Source organism: Bombilactobacillus thymidiniphilus (assembly GCF_023380245.1).
GTDB classification, from domain to species: Bacteria; Bacillota; Bacilli; order Lactobacillales; family Lactobacillaceae; genus Bombilactobacillus; species Bombilactobacillus thymidiniphilus.
In genome coordinates this window covers 333,033-349,829 of sequence record NZ_CP093365.1, presented here as the reverse complement: position 1 = coordinate 349,829, position 16,797 = coordinate 333,033, and the positions used below count along the sequence as shown (strand labels likewise).

General features: G+C 38.1%; 16 protein-coding genes. 11 read left to right on the top strand and 5 right to left on the bottom strand.

What is annotated here, in order from left to right; genetic code table 11:
• Positions 1–6: 6 nt before the first annotated feature.
• Positions 7–1,044 carry a zinc-dependent alcohol dehydrogenase family protein gene (locus tag MOO47_RS01865; protein ID WP_249513143.1) on the bottom strand — a complete coding sequence of 346 codons (1,038 nt, stop codon included), beginning with the start codon at positions 1,042–1,044 and terminating at the stop codon, positions 7–9.
• A 65-nt stretch (positions 1,045–1,109) separates the two neighbouring features.
• Positions 1,110–3,176, bottom strand: coding sequence for a KUP/HAK/KT family potassium transporter (locus tag MOO47_RS01860; protein WP_249513142.1), 2,067 nt, complete (start codon positions 3,174–3,176; stop codon positions 1,110–1,112).
• A 244-nt stretch (positions 3,177–3,420) separates the two neighbouring features.
• On the opposite strand from MOO47_RS01860, the gene MOO47_RS01855 reads away from it, so the two are divergent.
• Genes MOO47_RS01855 through MOO47_RS01840 form a run of 4 tightly spaced genes read left to right on the top strand, consistent with a single transcriptional unit; the run spans position 3,421 to position 7,558 of the window.
• Positions 3,421–4,590: an MFS transporter gene (locus MOO47_RS01855; RefSeq protein WP_249513141.1), complete on the top strand. Its 1,170-nt coding sequence runs from the start codon at positions 3,421–3,423 to the stop codon at positions 4,588–4,590.
• Between the two features lie 6 nt (positions 4,591–4,596).
• On the top strand, positions 4,597–5,766 hold the full coding sequence (gene aroC, locus MOO47_RS01850; RefSeq protein ID WP_249513516.1) for a chorismate synthase: 1,170 nt from the start codon (positions 4,597–4,599) through the stop codon (positions 5,764–5,766).
• The gene (gene aroA / locus MOO47_RS01845) at positions 5,766–7,067 is read left to right on the top strand and encodes a 3-phosphoshikimate 1-carboxyvinyltransferase (protein ID WP_249513140.1); all 1,302 of its coding nucleotides are present in this window, start codon (positions 5,766–5,768) and stop codon (positions 7,065–7,067) included. Before aroC ends, aroA begins: the two co-directional genes overlap by 1 nt.
• Positions 7,064–7,558: a shikimate kinase gene (locus tag MOO47_RS01840; protein ID WP_249513139.1), complete on the top strand. Its 495-nt coding sequence runs from the start codon at positions 7,064–7,066 to the stop codon at positions 7,556–7,558. The genes aroA and MOO47_RS01840 overlap by 4 nt, the downstream gene beginning before the upstream one ends.
• Positions 7,559–7,572: 14 nt before the next feature.
• Here MOO47_RS01840 and MOO47_RS01835 read toward each other — a convergent pair whose 3' ends face one another.
• From MOO47_RS01835 to MOO47_RS01825, 3 genes are all read right to left on the bottom strand, one after another.
• Complete coding sequence (locus MOO47_RS01835; RefSeq protein WP_249513138.1) at positions 7,573–8,916, bottom strand: C1 family peptidase; 1,344 nt, start codon at positions 8,914–8,916, stop codon at positions 7,573–7,575.
• A 73-nt stretch (positions 8,917–8,989) separates the two neighbouring features.
• Positions 8,990–9,676, bottom strand: a complete 687-nt coding sequence (gene rpiA / locus MOO47_RS01830; protein ID WP_249513137.1) for a ribose-5-phosphate isomerase RpiA — start codon at positions 9,674–9,676, stop codon at positions 8,990–8,992.
• Positions 9,663–9,968, bottom strand: coding sequence for a GNAT family N-acetyltransferase (locus MOO47_RS01825; RefSeq protein WP_249513136.1), 306 nt, complete (start codon positions 9,966–9,968; stop codon positions 9,663–9,665). The genes rpiA and MOO47_RS01825 overlap by 14 nt, the downstream gene beginning before the upstream one ends.
• A 123-nt stretch (positions 9,969–10,091) precedes the next feature.
• Between MOO47_RS01825 and MOO47_RS01820 the strand changes: the two genes are divergently transcribed.
• From MOO47_RS01820 to MOO47_RS01790, 7 genes are all read left to right on the top strand, one after another.
• The gene (locus MOO47_RS01820) at positions 10,092–10,625 is read left to right on the top strand and encodes a dCTP deaminase/dUTPase family protein (RefSeq protein ID WP_249513515.1); all 534 of its coding nucleotides are present in this window, start codon (positions 10,092–10,094) and stop codon (positions 10,623–10,625) included.
• Positions 10,626–10,634: 9 nt separating this feature from the next.
• Positions 10,635–12,017, top strand: coding sequence for a DNA repair protein RadA (gene radA / locus MOO47_RS01815; protein ID WP_249513135.1), 1,383 nt, complete (start codon positions 10,635–10,637; stop codon positions 12,015–12,017).
• 131 nt (positions 12,018–12,148) lie between these two features.
• Positions 12,149–13,642: a glutamate--tRNA ligase gene (gene gltX / locus MOO47_RS01810; RefSeq protein ID WP_249513134.1), complete on the top strand. Its 1,494-nt coding sequence runs from the start codon at positions 12,149–12,151 to the stop codon at positions 13,640–13,642.
• Positions 13,643–13,699: 57 nt separating this feature from the next.
• Complete coding sequence (gene cysS / locus MOO47_RS01805; protein WP_249513133.1) at positions 13,700–15,109, top strand: cysteine--tRNA ligase; 1,410 nt, start codon at positions 13,700–13,702, stop codon at positions 15,107–15,109.
• A complete protein-coding gene (locus MOO47_RS01800; RefSeq protein ID WP_249513132.1) occupies positions 15,106–15,519 on the top strand; it encodes a Mini-ribonuclease 3 in 414 nt (137 codons plus the stop codon). Before cysS ends, MOO47_RS01800 begins: the two co-directional genes overlap by 4 nt.
• Positions 15,500–16,267 (top strand): 23S rRNA (guanosine(2251)-2'-O)-methyltransferase RlmB, encoded by a 768-nt coding sequence (gene rlmB / locus MOO47_RS01795; protein WP_396022048.1) that lies wholly within the window; start codon positions 15,500–15,502, stop codon positions 16,265–16,267. Before MOO47_RS01800 ends, rlmB begins: the two co-directional genes overlap by 20 nt.
• 2 nt (positions 16,268–16,269) lie before the next feature.
• On the top strand, positions 16,270–16,797 hold the full coding sequence (locus MOO47_RS01790) for an NYN domain-containing protein (RefSeq protein ID WP_249513131.1): 528 nt from the start codon (positions 16,270–16,272) through the stop codon (positions 16,795–16,797).

The following is a 16,797-nucleotide window of genomic DNA, read 5'->3' as shown; positions in this document are numbered from 1 at the left end:
GAGATTTTAGAAAGTGATTAAGGATTTAATTGCTGTACGTTGATCCATAGCTTCATAAGCTTGTTGAATATCAGTCAACTTAAATGATTGCGTGAAGACTTTACCGGGATTAATTCGCTGATCTAAAACAGCTTGCAACAAAATATTTTTGTCATAAGTCGTGACAGAAGCGATACCGCCACGTAAGCCCGTATTATGCCAAAATAATTGGGCTGTATCCATTTGGGCTTGTTGAGGGACACCGACGCGACCAACAAGCGCCCCAGGACAACCAATTTGCACCGCTGTTTGGAGCGACTGTGTAGTACCAACGCATTCTAAAATTGCATCAGCACCAGCGCCTGCAGTTAGATCCATTACTTTTTGCACGGCAGTATCACCGCGTTCAACAATAATATCTGTAGCGCCAAATTCAATAGCTAGTTCTTGACGATCTTGGTGGCGACTCATGATAATAATTCGTTGCGCACCACGTAATTTAGCAGCAATCACGCCGCATAATCCGACGGCACCATCACCAATTACGACGACTGTATCACCTTTTTGGACTTCAGCAGTACAGGATGCATGATATCCTGTAGCCATGACATCTGATAAAGCTAGCAAGGAATTTAATTGCTCTGTGCTATAGTCGTCAGGCTGACCAGGAATTTTAACTAAGCCCCAATCGGCATTATTATAACGTAAATATTCAGCTTGATAACCTGTATTATAACGACTGTTTTGCTGATTTAAGCAATTGCCATCAAAGCCATTTTGGCAAGCAATACAGTTACCGCAACCATGCGTAAAGGGAACAATCACGAAGTCCCCAGGACAAATATTTGTAACACTAGTGCCCACTTCTTGGACGACTCCAATCGCCTCGTGACCAACAAAAGTGTTGGGTTCTTGATCGTTTAGTCCACGATACCACCATAAGTCTGAACCACATACACAAGTGCGCACAACTTTGATAATGGCATCATTGGCACTTTGAATTTGCGGTTTCGGCGTTTCGACAATTTTAATTTCCCCAGGTTTAACAAACATTGCTGCTTTCATATTATCCTACCCTTTCATTAAAAGCTGCTTGTATGATAGCACCTGGAGTTGACATTAAGTCAAATTTAATCTTCATCATCTTCATCATCATAATTAATAATTGGCTCGCGTTGGATTAAATGCAGGTGATCAGAATGAATTTGCCCGAGTTTCAAAGGTACACGTTCAGTCACAACATCACTATAAGACAGTCCAAACCAAGTAGTGGGGGTGACAGTATATTTTTGGAGCCACAGGCGCCCACGAATTAAATTCTTTTTAGCGCTATTTAATTGTGTATCGGGCGATAAAATTTCTTGAATTAAAACAAAAGAAAAATCACCTACACTGCGATCAGGAATAGTAGTGTAGCGTTGTGGCTGACGTGGTAATTCTTTCTTGATCATCATTTCGTTAACAATTTGTCGTAAGAAGAAATTGACTTTTTGCTCCATTCGAAAACCTAAATATAATTGCACATTAACCATATAATCAGTGCCATAAGTGTCAACACTATATGCAGTTGTATAAGGTTTATCGGTAACGTTGACTGTTACAAACCAGTAAACTTGTGCTCTTTTAGGGCGTTTGTCTAAAATAGAATAAAGGATATCTTTTTTGATTTTGTAGCCATCTTTGATTTTGGTCAAATAAACCAAATTAGTCGTATATAGTGGCAAAGATTGATCGTTACTCAAATCATGAAGCTGGTTTTTATAAGCTAACAAGGAAACGTATTCGCGATGGAAAGTATTGTCATTTTTGAGTAATTCACCGTAACGCCAGATGATCATAATCACGATTAAAATTAAAGCGATACCTAAAGTAATATAGCCACCGTGAACGAATTTAACGCTATTGGTCACAATAAAAATCAATTCAATTGTTAAGAAAAAGCCGATAGTAAACTTAGCCAGCCAGCGGTTAACTCTGGTAGTAGTAAGCCAGGCGTTTAACAGTAAAGTTGTCATGATCATGGTAATCGTAATTTCCAAACCGTAAGCAGCAGACATATGTGCAGAAGTTTTGAAGAATAAGACAATAAATAAACAAATAATCCAAATAATATTATTGACGGCGGGAATATATAATTGTCCCTTAAAATTAGTTGGATAAACAGTACGTAAGCGAGGCAGAATTTTTAATTTGATTGCTTCAGAAACTAAGGTATAAGAACCAGAAATTAAAGCTTGAGAAGCAATCACAGCAGCCATAGCTGCTAGAAAAGTCATAGCTAGTCGATAGCGTTCGGGTACCATAGCAAAAAAGGGATTCAAGTTATTTATTTTTTGATAAGTTGCTTGATCTTTAATTTGGTTGATCCAAACAGCTTGACCTAAATAGTTGATTAGTAGACAAATTTTAACGTATGGCCAACTACCATAAATATTATTCCGTCCTACATGACCCATATCAGAATATAAAGCTTCAGCACCGGTAGTAGCTAGAAAAATACTGCCTAAAATAAAAATTCCATTTTTATTTTCTGGACTGATCAGCACTTTAAAAGCGTAATATGGATTGAAAGCACGTAAAAAAGTCCAATCACCAGATAAACGATATAAACCACTTAAAGCTAAACAGGTAAACCAAATTAACATAATAGGACCAAAAGCTTTGCCAATGGCCTCTGTACCAAAACGTTGAATAAAAAATAAGATCGATAAGATAATGAGTGTAGCAAAGATGACAGTATTTTGATTATTGATAGGTACACCATGAAAAATCTTAACGCCCTTTAAACCTTCCACAGAGGTAGTTACAGTGACAGCAGGTGTCATCATTCCATCGGCTAGAAAAGTTGCTCCACCGATCATCGCAGGTATAATCAGCCACTTAGCTTTGCGTCTTACTAAGGTATAAAGTGCAAAAATACCACCCTCACCATTGTTATCGGCACGCAGAGCAATTAAAACGTATTTAATTGTTGTGATGATCGTCAAAGTCCAAAAAATGAGTGAGACAGAACCCAAAATGAAATCCGTGGAAATATGACTTAAACCGCCATTGCTTCTAATTAGAGAAGACATGGTATACATTGGTGAAGTCCCGATATCACCATAGACAACACCAAGTGCAACTAAGATTCCGGCCATTGATAATCGATTATGGGCACTTTTTTTGGTAGTATCCAATTCGTTAAATTTTTGCATAATTGTTTATCCTTAATTTGATAATTGTTTTTGCATCACTAAAGTACAACTTTCCCAAACATTTGGAAAATGATATGATATGGTCTGTTTAGTAGTAGATCATATATCAATATATAACAATTATTGCAAATTATAGCACCAATTATCGCCATAATCCTTGAATAATTGATAAGATATACTAAAGATAATTAATGTAACTACAGGTATAACTAATATACCTGTTTTTTATTGAAATGGTGGTCTAATGTCGAAAAAACAAATGCTAAAACTAGAATGGGGGCTATATTTTAATTATTTGATTCACGGTTTTAGCCTAGTAATTATTGCACAAAATATGGCTAATTTGAGTCATAGTTGGCAAATTCCTGTAGTTCAAATCGCTTTTATCGTTTCGGGGATGGGTATCGGTCGTTTAATCGGTTATTTATTGACAAGTTACTTGGCTGACCGTTTACCGGCGCAAAAATTGATTGTCTGTGCTATGTTATGCTATTTAGGATTTGCTTGGGGTATCATCTGGTTTCAGCAAATAGCTATCTTATACATTTTAACCATGCTGGCTGGTTTGGGGAATTCTTTTTTAGATGCTGGTACTTATCCAACTTTAGTTACCTTGAAACAAGGTGCAGGGTATGCCACTATTTTGATTAAAGGTTTTATGGCTGTTGGAGAGTTCACTTTGCCTTGGTTAGTGGTCTTTTTGCAATGGCAAAAATGGTGGTATGGATGGTCTTTTATTATCATGGGCCTATTGATTGTGGTTAATTTAGGAATTATTTTAACAGCACAGTTTCCTAGTGAGAATTCTGAGACTGATGTAAATTACGCACAAAATATTATATCATTGCCGATAAATAAAAAAATTATATTGTTCATATTATTAGGTGGATATGGCTATGCGTCAATGGCCTTGATGTTGGGATTTACTCAGTGGATTACATTATATGCGCAACAAGTTTTACATTATTCTAGCGCAATGAGCCATGCTTTGATGTCTAGCTATAGTTTAGGTTCAATTGTCGGCGTTATAACTTTATTCATGTTGTCCAAAAGCAAAATTAAAGACCGTCATTTATTATTTTATTTCAATTTAGTAACGCTGGTTGCAATATCAATTTTATTGCAGACAAAGCAATTTTGGTTTTTGAGTAGTGTTAGTTTTCTAATCGGTTTTAGTTGTGCTAATGGGATTATGCAGTTAGGGTTGACGCTATTAATAAAAATTAACCCGGCCAAAAGCGGATTTTTAACGAGTTATTACTATCTATTTGGTAGTTTAGCTTCCTTTTCAGTACCTTTAATTACGGGTAGGTTAGCCCAAATAAATATTCATACAGCTTTATGTTGTGAATTGTTTTTCGCCGGAGCAGCAGTGTTACTGAGTTGGGGTATTTCATATTTAGAAAGAAAGTAGGTATAAATATTGTTTTACATGACAGCAGGAGAATCTCATGGACCGCAGCTGACGGGGATTATTAATGGCTTGCCTGCCGGTTTAGAGATTGATGTAGCACAAATTAATGCTGCTTTGACAGCGCGACAAGGCGGTTACGGCCGTGGTAATCGCCAAAAAATTGAGCATGATCAAGTTAAAATTGTTGGTGGTTTGCGACACTCAGTTACATTAGGATCGCCACTAGCTTTAACAATTTTGAATAAAGATTTTGCACATTGGCAAGACAATATGGATCCGCTTCAGCCGGCTAATGAGCGAAATACTTTGCGGCAAGTGACACGTCCGCGTCCAGGACATGCCGATTTAGTTGGTGGTATGAAGTATCGCCAGCGTGATTTACGTAATGTTTTGGAGCGTTCTTCAGCACGAGAAACGGCGATGCGTGTAGCCATTGGTAATATTTGTCAGCAATTATTAGCGCAGCTTGATATTGATATAGTAGGGTATGTTCAACAAGTAGGCAATGTTAATGCTAGTTTGGAAGAGTTGCCACCGATTACTATTATGCGAGATTTACTTAGCCAAAATGACTTGCGTATTTTAGATCAGACGAAAGTGGAAGAAATTCATGAATTGATTGATACAGCCAAAAAAGATGGTGATACAGTGGGGGGAGTTGTCCGCGTTGTCGTTGAAAATGTACCTGCTGGTTTGGGAAGTTACACAAGTTGGGATACTAAATTAGATGCTAAACTGGCTGGTGCAGTCATGGGTGTAAATGCGATCAAAGGAGTAAGCTTTGGCCAAGGTTTTGCTGGCAGTCAGCAGCTTGGCAGCCAAGTAATGGATGCCATTTGTTATGATCAAAATAAAGGTTGGGGACGTTTGAGTAATCATTTAGGCGGCTTTGAAGGAGGCATGACCAACGGGCAGTCATTAGTTATCAATGCCGCTATGAAGCCACTACCTACTTTATATCGTGCGCTACCCTCAGTTAATATTTTGACTAAAGAGGTTCAAAAAGCTAATGTAGAGCGTTCGGATACTACGGCAATTGTGCCTGCCTCAATTGTTGTAGCTAGTGTTGTGGCTATCGAATTAGCCCAGATCATCACTGAAACTTTCGATGGTTCTAATATGACACGTTTAAAAGAACAAGTAGCCGCTTATCGCCAAGAATTGCAGGAATATTGATGCTAAATTTACAGAAGTTACAAGCAGTTAATGGTTTGCAAGGGCAAATACAAGTTCCTGGTGATAAAAGTATTACCCATCGTGCTTTAATGATTGGCGCAGTTGCCCAAGGAACCACAATTTTGCGTAATTTTGCAACAGGAGAAGATTGCCAAACGACCAGCAAAGCTTTAAAAGACTTAGGCGTGCATATGGAACAAAATCAACAAGCGTTAATTATTCATGGGCAAGGTTTTGCAGGATTACGACAACCTTTTCATACTTTACAAATGAATAATTCCGGTACGACAACCCGTTTATTGCTAGGATTATTAGCAGGCAGTAATTTTAAGGCTCGTTTAAACGGCGATGATTCACTCAAGCGACGCCCGATGGCGCGAGTTAGCCAACCGCTAGCTCAATTAGGAGCAGATATTACAACTAATCAGGGCTATTTGCCGTTAGTTATTGAAGGACAATCTTTAAAATCTACCACGATACAATTGAAAGTTGCCAGTGCGCAAGTAAAAAGTGCAATAATTTTGGCAGCTTTACAAGCTCAAGGAACAACTAAAATTCAAGAATTGCTGCCTACGCGCAATCATACAGAATTAATGTTGCAACAATTTGGAGCTAATTTAGTAACCGATGCAACTAATCAAACGATTACTGTGGATTCAACTGGTACTCTAGTCGGACAACCAATCAATGTTCCAGGAGACATTTCTTCAGCGGCCTTTTTTTTAGTTGCTGCAGCCATTACGCCTCATTCTAAAATAACCATTAAAAATGTTGGTTTAAATCCAACACGAACCAAAATTTTGACAGTTTTAAAGCAAATGGGTGCTAGGATAGCTATCACTCCGCATACTGCACCAGGTGAACCACGAGGAGATGTCAGTATACAAACAAGTCACTTGCAACCTATTCAGTTGACGGAATCAGATATTCCTGCGCTGATTGATGAATTGCCATTACTTGCTTTATTAGCGGCTCACGCCGACGGTGTGAGTCAGATTAATGGCGCACAAGAATTACGTTTTAAGGAAAGTGATCGCTTAAAGACTGTGGCCCAAGAATTGCAAAAATTAGGGGTGGTGATCCAAGAGTTGCCAGATGGTTGGATTATTGATGGTACTAAAAAAAAGCACATTCAAGATGTACACTTAGATAGTCACGGCGATCATCGTATTGGTATGATGTTGATTATCGCTGCATTAAATAGTGATGCTCCGCTAACCTTAAATAATGAAGCTGCGATTGCTATTTCTTACCCGCGGTTTTTGACAACTTTAAAGAAACTTCTAGGAGCACGTTTATGAAGATTATTCTAGATGGTTTTATGGGCAGTGGTAAAACCACGATTGGTCAGTTGTTAGCGACAGAGTTGCAATTGTCTTTTTGGGATTTGGATCATCTGATTAGTGCTACTGCTCAAAAATCTATTTCGGCTATTTTTCAAGATTCGGGTGAAAAATATTTCCGCAGTCTAGAAACTAAAGCCTTAAAAGAAGTACTGCCTAAAAATGGTGTACTAGCCTTAGGTGGTGGGACTAGCAGCTTGCAGGAAAATCGCCAACTGCTCCAAAAAGATTCTGCATCGGTGATTTTATTGGAAGCACAAAATACTACTTTATGGCAGCGTATCAATGCTACTGCTACACGTCCTTTGGCTAAGTCACAAGCACAAATTACTGCATTAAAACGGCAACGTCAGGCTTATTACGAGCAGATGGCAGATTTAATTATTACTACGGATCATTGTTTCCCAAAACAAGTTGTGCAACAAATAAAAAACACGCTAGTTATTTAACTAGCGTGTTTTCGTTATGCTAAAGCACCCATTGGATCCCAAGGAGCTAAAACCTTTGGCGTATCTTTTTCTTGGTCATAGACTTTTTGTGCGGTTTCAGGTAGATATTTTCTTTGAATAACTAATTGATAAACAAATTGGTCAAACCAAGCATCACTCATGACAAAGTAGCCTTTGGTACCAACTTTTTCGCCCCAAGAATTCTCGACTTTCCACTTAGTTGCTTTGCCGTTTTCGTCTAAATCTACACCAGTAAGGACCATAGCGTGATTCATCATGCTTTCAGCGTAATCTAAACGTTGGGCTTTAGTCATTTCCAGATCAATGCCAAATAAACCATTTAGATCATAAATATTAGTATCTAAAATGCCTAGCTGGCGATCAGACATTTGTGAAACATCACTACCAAACCAGATTGCTTCACCCGATTGCAATTGTTTGATAGCACTTTGTTTAAAAGTATCCAAATCAAGATTTAAATGACGAACAGGACGTCCATCAACAACATTGCCTAAAAGTTCCACGGTATAAACATGATTATATGGTTTATCAGTAGTTGGTGCATTAATAACGGATAAATAATCAGGTAAATTTAGATCAATGTATTTCTTATAAAATTCTTGTGGGGTAATATTTTTTTCGGAATGAAACTCATTGTTATCATCACGATAAGACCAGTCAAACTGTACTGGTGGCTGTCCCAATGCATAAGTCAATATGCGATAGATTTCACTTAACATCTTTTCTTTGCGGTCAGCAATTTCTGTTGCAGGCATACCTTCAGCGCACCATTTGCGTAATTGTACGGCATCTTTTCTCAGTTTCGTATTTAAAACTTGGTTTAATTCTGAAGAGTTACTCCGACTAGCAGTATCTGGCATCACACTTTTTGGAACCACGCCGTATTTTTCGAATAGGGCACAGACCATATCCCATTGTCCGCCATCTTGTTGCGGGGTTGTCATCAAGAAATCAACTTTACGATCGCCAATTTTTAAGTCTGCCGTATTGATAACATTTTCGTAGAAATAATTGGACTTTTCTAACTTATCCCAGAAAAACATATAACCTTGTGAAAGCTCGAAATCTTTGATTTTAAACTTAGCTTGCATCGGATGTCTTAAAGTATTTAAAGCTGCAAAGACCCAGCATAGACCAGAACGTTGCTGATCAGCCACTTTTCCGGTGGTTAGATCAATCGAAAAAGTGGGATCCATTGCCACTTTGGCTGCTAAAGTTTCACTAGCCTTATAAATACCATTAGTTGTAACACTATTTTGAATAGTATTGGCAGCCGGAACTTGTGCCAGATCAGCTTGGAATTTGGCCAAATCGGTTGCTTTAATTGCTTGAGTCATGATAAACCTCCAAATTAAAATTAAAGAAAGCTAATATTAACTATAGCTTAAATTCGTCGACTTGACTAGTCCTTTAGCGTACATTTTCAATAGCTTCAGGACCGTATAAGCGCCCGACAATGACCGTATTGACTAAATCTAAGAATAAACCATGTTCGATGATGCCAGTTTGTTGATTTAACCAATTAGCCAATAAATGTGGATGCATAATTTTTTGTAAATACAGATCAATTACGTAATTATTCATATCAGTTAAAATAGGCTGATGTTTTTCATCACAACGTAAGTGAGGATTTAAATTTTCTTTATGCAAGCGATCAAATAGCTGTTTCCAACCAAAGGGAACTACTTCTAAAGGCAAGGGGAAAGCTCCCAGCTGATCAACCATTTTACTTTCGTCAACAATCCAAATATTTTTTTGCGAGTTTAAAGCAACGATTTTTTCGTAAGTTTGAGCAGCTCCTCCACCTTTGATACCTTGAAAATTCAGATCAATTTCATCAGCTCCGTCAATGGTTAGATCGATTTGGTTGACGTCGCTTAATGCGTGCATTTTAATGCCTAAGTTGCTGGCTTGTTCAAAAGTTCGCTGTGATGTAGCTACACAATCAACGTCCAGTTGTCCAGATTGCACGCGTTTGCCTAATTCTTCGACTAAATAAGTGACAGTCGAACCAGTTCCTAAACCAATTGTCATGCCGGATTTAATAAAATCAACAGCTTTTACACCGGCATCTTGTTTGAGTCTATTTTGCTTCATTATGATCTACCTCAGGAGTGGCTAATAGAATTTGTAATGCTTTTTCATGTTTAAAAACAGCTTTTGCGTAAGGACAAACCGGCATAATTTTATAATTTTTTTCTTGAGCTAAATCAATACTTGCCTGCAAAATCTTGCGTGCCCAGCCTTGATTACGAAACTGTGGATCAACAAATACTTGATCAATACTGAGTACTTTTTTGCCGGGTAAAAAAGTAAAATGTAACTGCCCAATAAGGGTATCTTGTTCGTTTTTTTGTACAATCAAACCATTATCTAAATCAATATCCATTAACGCTGACCTCACTTTGCTGATTTTAGTTTCATGATAACCCAAAAAGGTAAAATAGGTACAGTGGATAGCCATATATTTATGTTATTCTACTGGAATAGACTAATGGAGGTTAGCAAAATGGTGGAGCGTAAATTTGAAGTAGTGACGCGTTATCAAAATCAAAATATTAATTTACCTCAAAGGCAGACAAAACATGCAGCAGGATATGATTTAGAAGCAGCCGAAGATTTTATAGTACCAGCTATGTTTAAACCTAATTTTCTGAAATATTTGATGCCGCGACATAAACAGGCGCCCAATTCGGATTTGTTAGCGCAAGTAGCAAACGAGCTAACGCCAGTGTTAGTTCCAACTGGCTTGAAAGTTAAATTACCATCTGACGAAGTTTTGCTATTGGTCAGTCGCTCCAGTGGTCCACTAAAACGTGGCTTGATTTTGCCTAATTCAGTTGGTGTGATTGATGCTGATTACTACGGCAATGACAATAATGAAGGTGAGATTTTTGTGCAGATGGCTAATTTTTGGCCTGCAGATCGCTTAATCAGAAAGGGTGAGCGCATCTGTCAGGGCATTTTCACGAAATATTTAATAACGACTGATGATCAGCAAAGTAGCCAGCAACGAAAGGGTGGTTTTGGTTCATCAGGTCAGTAAGGAGCAAAAATGGCAAAAGTAAAAACGCGTTTTGTTTGTCAAAATTGTGGATATATTTCACCGCGCATGTTGGGGCGTTGTCCCAATTGTGGCGGATGGAATCAATTAGTTGAAGAAATTGAACATCCAGTTAATAAAAAAGCGACGCCTAGTCGGCAAAAAAATAGTAATGCTGCCGAAAATGTCCCTACTAAATTACGCGACGTGGTTTACGATGAAAAAACACGTGTAAAAACGGGTATGCCCGAGTTAAATCGTGTTTTAGGCGGTGGCATTGTCCAAGGTTCACTGATTTTGATTGGTGGCGATCCAGGAATTGGTAAATCAACTTTATTATTGCAAGTTTCCGGACAATTAGAACAAAGTGGTGGCAAAGTTTTGTATGTTTCTGGTGAAGAAAGTGCTGCGCAAATTAAGTTACGCGCAAATCGCTTACAAGTAACTGGTGATAATTTGTATCTTTATCCAGAAACAGATATGGCTCAAATTCGCGCCACTGTTGCCACCCAAAAACCTGATTATTTAATAATTGATTCAGTTCAAACAATGAATGAGCCAGAATTGGCTTCGGCAATCGGCAGTGTTTCGCAAATCCGTGAAGTAACGGCAGAATTAATGAATATTGCTAAGCAACAAGGAGTAACTGTTTTTGTGGTTGGTCATGTGACTAAAGGTGGAGCCATTGCTGGTCCTAAAATTTTGGAACATATGGTGGATACGGTTTTGTATTTTGAAGGTGATGAGCACTATAATTATCGCTTGTTGCGATCCGTTAAAAATCGCTTTGGCTCAACCAATGAAATTGGGATGTTTGAAATGGTCAATGAAGGATTGAAAGAAGTTAGTAATCCATCAGAAATTTTTCTGGAAGAGCGTTTGTTAGATTCTACAGGATCTGCCGTGGTCGTTTCGATGGAAGGAACACGCCCTATTTTGGTAGAAATCCAGGCCTTAACTGCGCCCACGCTTTATGGTACTGCTAAGCGTACCACCACAGGTTTAGATCATAATCGTGTTGCTGTAATTATGGCGGTTTTAGAGAAGCATTCTAATATCTTGTTACAAAACCAAGATGCCTATTTGAAAGCAACTGGTGGTGTTCATTTAGATGAGCCAGCCATTGATTTAGCTATGGCTTTGGCCATTGTTTCCGGCTACAAAAACAAAAGTTTGGCTGCCGATGAATGTTTTGTGGGAGAAATCGGCTTGACAGGTGAGGTTAGACGAGTTAATTTGCTTGATCAACGTATTAAAGAAGCAGAGAAATTAGGCTTTCAAAAGATTTATTTGCCAGCTAATAATAAATTACAAGCACGTGATTATCCTGATATTGAATTAGTTGGTGTTAAAACAGTCAATGAAGCGATTAAAAGAGTATTTGGTAATTATTGATAATAGTATGCTACAATTTTATATGTGCTAAAAGCGAAGATTATAACGCTGACTTTTCGGTTTTGACATTTAAGGAAAAGTGTTTAAGCTGATGTAATAGTAATCTTTATTTAAGAAAGAGGAATTTAGTTTTGACTGATAATAAAATTCGGGTGCGTTATGCACCAAGTCCCACTGGTCATTTGCATATTGGTAATGCGCGGACAGCGCTATTTAACTACTTATTTGCGCGTCATAATAAAGGAACTTTTGTTATTCGGATTGAAGATACCGATATTAAAAGAAATGTAACTGGTGGCGAACAAAGTCAGTTAGAAAACTTAAAGTGGTTAGGAATTGACTGGGACGAAGGACCTGATGTTGGTGGCGATTTTGGTCCTTATCGTCAATCTGAACGTCAAGCTATCTACCAAAAATATATTCAGCAATTATTAGATGCAGGTGTAGCTTATGAATCTTATAAGACTGAAGAAGAATTAGCGCAACAACGAGAAGCCCAAAAAGCGCGTGGCGTCATGCCTCATTATGAAAACGAATTTGCTGGTATGACAGATGAGGAGCGCCAAGCCACTATTGAAAAAGCGCAGGCTCAAGGAATTAAACCAGTCATTCGAATCAAAGTTCCGGAAAATAAAATCTTTGAATGGAATGATATGGTTAAAGGCAATGTTCAGTTTGCTTCTGATTCAATCGGTGGTGATTGGGTAATTCAAAAACGCGATGGTATGCCGACTTATAATTTTGCTGTGGTGATTGACGACCACTTAATGGAAATTTCTCATGTTTTACGAGGCGATGACCACGTTGCTAATACGCCCAAGCAATTGATGATTTATGACTATTTGGGTTGGCAAGCACCAACTTTTGGGCATATGACTTTGATTATTAATAGTGAAACAGGCAAAAAATTAAGTAAACGTGATGAAACGGTTTTGCAATTTATCGAGCAATATCGTCAACGCGGCTATTTGCCAGAGGCAATGTTTAACTTTATTACATTATTAGGCTGGTCACCAGTTGGGGAAGATGAAATTTTCAACCAAAAACAATTTATTAAGCAATTTGATCCTAAGAGACTCAGCAAGTCACCTGCTGCTTTTGATCAAAAGAAGTTAGAGTGGGTCAATAACCAGTACGTGAAAGCGGCAGATTTGAGCCGAATTACCGATATGTCGATTGTTAGTTTATTGGCAGCTGGTAAAATTGCTTCAGCAGATTTAGATACCAAAACACTAGAATGGCTACGTTCTTTAGTTTCTTTATTCAAAGATCAAATGAGTTACACTGATCAAATTGTGGAATTGTCGGATATTTTCTTTACAGATCCGGTACAACTTTCAGAAGAAGCCATGGCTGAATTAGAAAAAGATGAAGCTATGGCAACTTTAACAACTTTCCAGGATGAAATTGCTAATTTACCACGTTTTACAGCGACACAAATTATGCAAGCTATTCAAGAAACACGCGCTAAAACAGGTGTCAAAGGACGCAAATTATTTATGCCTGTACGTATTGCTACCACGCGATCCATGCACGGTCCTGGAATTGGTGAAGCCATTGAATTATTAGGTTACCAAAAAGCTCAGGAGCATATTACCCAAACGCTACAGCAACTAGAAAAATAAAATCACAAAACAGCATATGATTTATCATAGGCTGTTTTTTAATAAGAGGTGTGGTTAATGCTGAAAATATTCAATACTTTAACTAAGACCAAAGAACAGTTCATCCCCCAAGTAGACAAAAAAGTCAGTATGTATGTTTGTGGACCAACTGTTTATAACTATATTCATATCGGCAATGCCCGTTCTATTTCTGCTTTTGATACTGTGCGCCGTTATTTGGAGTATCGTGGATATCAAGTGCAATATGTTTCTAATTTTACAGATATCGATGACAAAATTATTGCAGCAGCTAAGCAACAGCAACTCAAACCATTGGTGTTAGCGCAACAATATATTACGGCTTACCAACAAGATGTCGCTCAATTAAATATTGAGCCAGCGACAGCTAATCCGCGTGCTACCGAAAATATGACGGCGATTATTGAATTTATTACTGATTTAATAGCCAAAGATATGGCTTATGAAAGCGCTGGTGATGTCTATTATCGTGCTCGCAAGTTTGCTAATTATGGACAACTTTCTGGGCAAAACATTGATGATCTAGAACATGGTGCCAGCCAGCATATTAATGCACAAGAAACAGCACGTAAACAAGATCCGATTGATTTTGCACTCTGGAAAAAAGCTAAAACTGGTGAAATTGCTTGGAATTCACCATGGGGTGCCGGAAGACCGGGTTGGCATATTGAATGTTCAGTTATGGCAACCAAATATTTAGGTGCAACTATTGATATTCATGCGGGTGGCGAAGATCTGGTTTTTCCACACCATGAGAATGAAATTGCTCAAAGTGAAGTTCAAACAGGACAAAAATTCGTTAATTATTGGATGCACAACGGTTTTGTGACGATTGGCGCAGATAATGAAAAAATGAGTAAGTCGTTGGGCAATTTTGTGACCGTACATGAATTATTGCAAGAAGTTGATCACCAAGTATTGCGCTTTTTCTTATCTTCAACGCAATATCGGCGTCCATTGCAATATTCTATGGCTAATTTGCAAACGGCACAAGATAATTTGAAACGTTTGCAAACAGCTTGGAAAAATTTATTATTTCGGCAAGATGAGATCGAACAAGCTTCTTTTGATCCGATTGTTGAGCAAGAATTGCAAAACATTGAACAGCAGTTTATTCAACACATGGATGATGATTTTAATGTGCAAAATGCGTTGAGCGATCTATTTGAAATTGTGCATTTGCTGAATAATTATAGTAATCGAAAAAATGTGAATCAGCAAAATATTCAGCAATTAGCAACCAAATTTAGTCAATTAGTGCAGATTTTTGGTGTTGAATTAACTGCAGTGTCTAATTTAGATGCACAAATAGAAGAATTGATCAAAAAGCGCGATCGAGCACGGGCAGCAAAAAATTTCACGTTGAGCGATCAATTACGTGATCAATTGCAAGCGATGGATATTATTTTGGAAGATACTCCTCAAGGAACGCGGTGGCATAAAAAATGATTGATTATCAACAATTAAATGGCGTGACTTTAGCTTATCTGGGCGATGCGGTCTGGGAAGTTTATGTGCGCCAACACTTACTAGAACAAGGATTGACCAAGGTGAATCGCTTACAGCAGCGAGCTACTCATTTTGTGTCAGCCAAATCACAAGCGGCTTTAATTGCTTTAATGCAAGAACAAGATTATTTGACACCCACCGAAGCTGAAGTGTTTAAACGTGGTCGTAATGCTAAAAGTTATACCCACGCTAAAAACACATCGGTGCAGACTTATAATATATCAACCGGCTTTGAAGCCATTTTTGGCTATTTGCAAATCAGTCAACAAACCAAACGCACTCGAGAAATGGCACAATGGTGTATCGAACAAGTAGAAGGGGGAAAAACTAGTGACTTTAACTTCCAATGAGAAACAAGCAGAAATTATTTTTGGTAAACATGCTACGTTGGCAGTATTACGTGCCCAGAATGCTCCCCAAAAAGTTAATAAAATTTTTTTGCAGCATGGTTTGCACAATGATGCTATGACTGAAGTTGTGCAAATTGCCCGTCAGCAACATTTAGTGATCCAAGATGCGCCCAAGACAAAGCTGGATGATTTAGCTGATAATGGCAATCATCAAGGCATTGTTTTGACGGTGACACCTTTTGCGTACACAGAGTTAAGCGATTTACTGCAGCTTTTGCAGAATAAACAAGAATTGCCCTTCTTTGTGATTTTGGACAATTTAAATGATCCGCATAACTTTGGTTCGATCTTACGGACTGCGGATGCTGTAGGCGTCAACGGGATCATTATTCCCAAACGTCGCTCAGTTGGTGTCACTTCCGTAGTAGCTAAAACTTCAACTGGCGCTATTGAACATTTGCCAATTGTGCGGGTTACTAATTTAGTACAGACGATTAAAGAACTCAAAGAACGAGGAATTTGGATTTTTGGTACTGATATGCAAGGTACTGATTATCAAAAATGGAATGCTAAGGGTGCTGTGGCGCTTGTTATCGGTAATGAAGGCAAGGGGTTGTCACCATTAGTCAAAAAACAAGTCGATCAAATGTTGACCATCCCCATGGTTGGTCATGTACAAAGTTTAAATGCTAGTGTTGCTGCCGGTGTTTTGTTATACCAAGCTTTGCGCAGTCGGAGCACTAATTAATCATGAAAAAGCAAATTTTGATCGTTGATGGCTATAATGTGATTGGTACTTGGCCTAAACTTAAGCAATTAAAAAAGCACAATCGCTTGGAAGAAGCGCGCGATCAGTTGTTAGCAACGCTAGCTAACTATCGTAAATTTTTTGAAGGTCAAGTCATTGTGGTTTTTGATGCGATGTATGTACCCGGCATCAAGGAACAATTTAAAAAATGGGATTTGGATGTTATTTTTACTGCCGAAGATGTTACTGCCGATACGTATATTCAAAATTTGAGCAATGAATTAAATTTAATTACAAATCAAGTAACGGTGGTGACTTCTGATCAAGCTGTCCAATGGACTGTTTTTGCACGCGGAGCTAGTCGTTTGCCATCGTATGAGTTATATAAGCGCATCCAAGAAATGGAAAAAGAATTACATGATGAAAGCCAACAGCGTTTCAATCAAGATTTACAACGAAATATCCCGTGGGGTAATGACCAATTAAAACAATTAGAAAAATTACGCGATCAATTATCTTCCGATTCATAA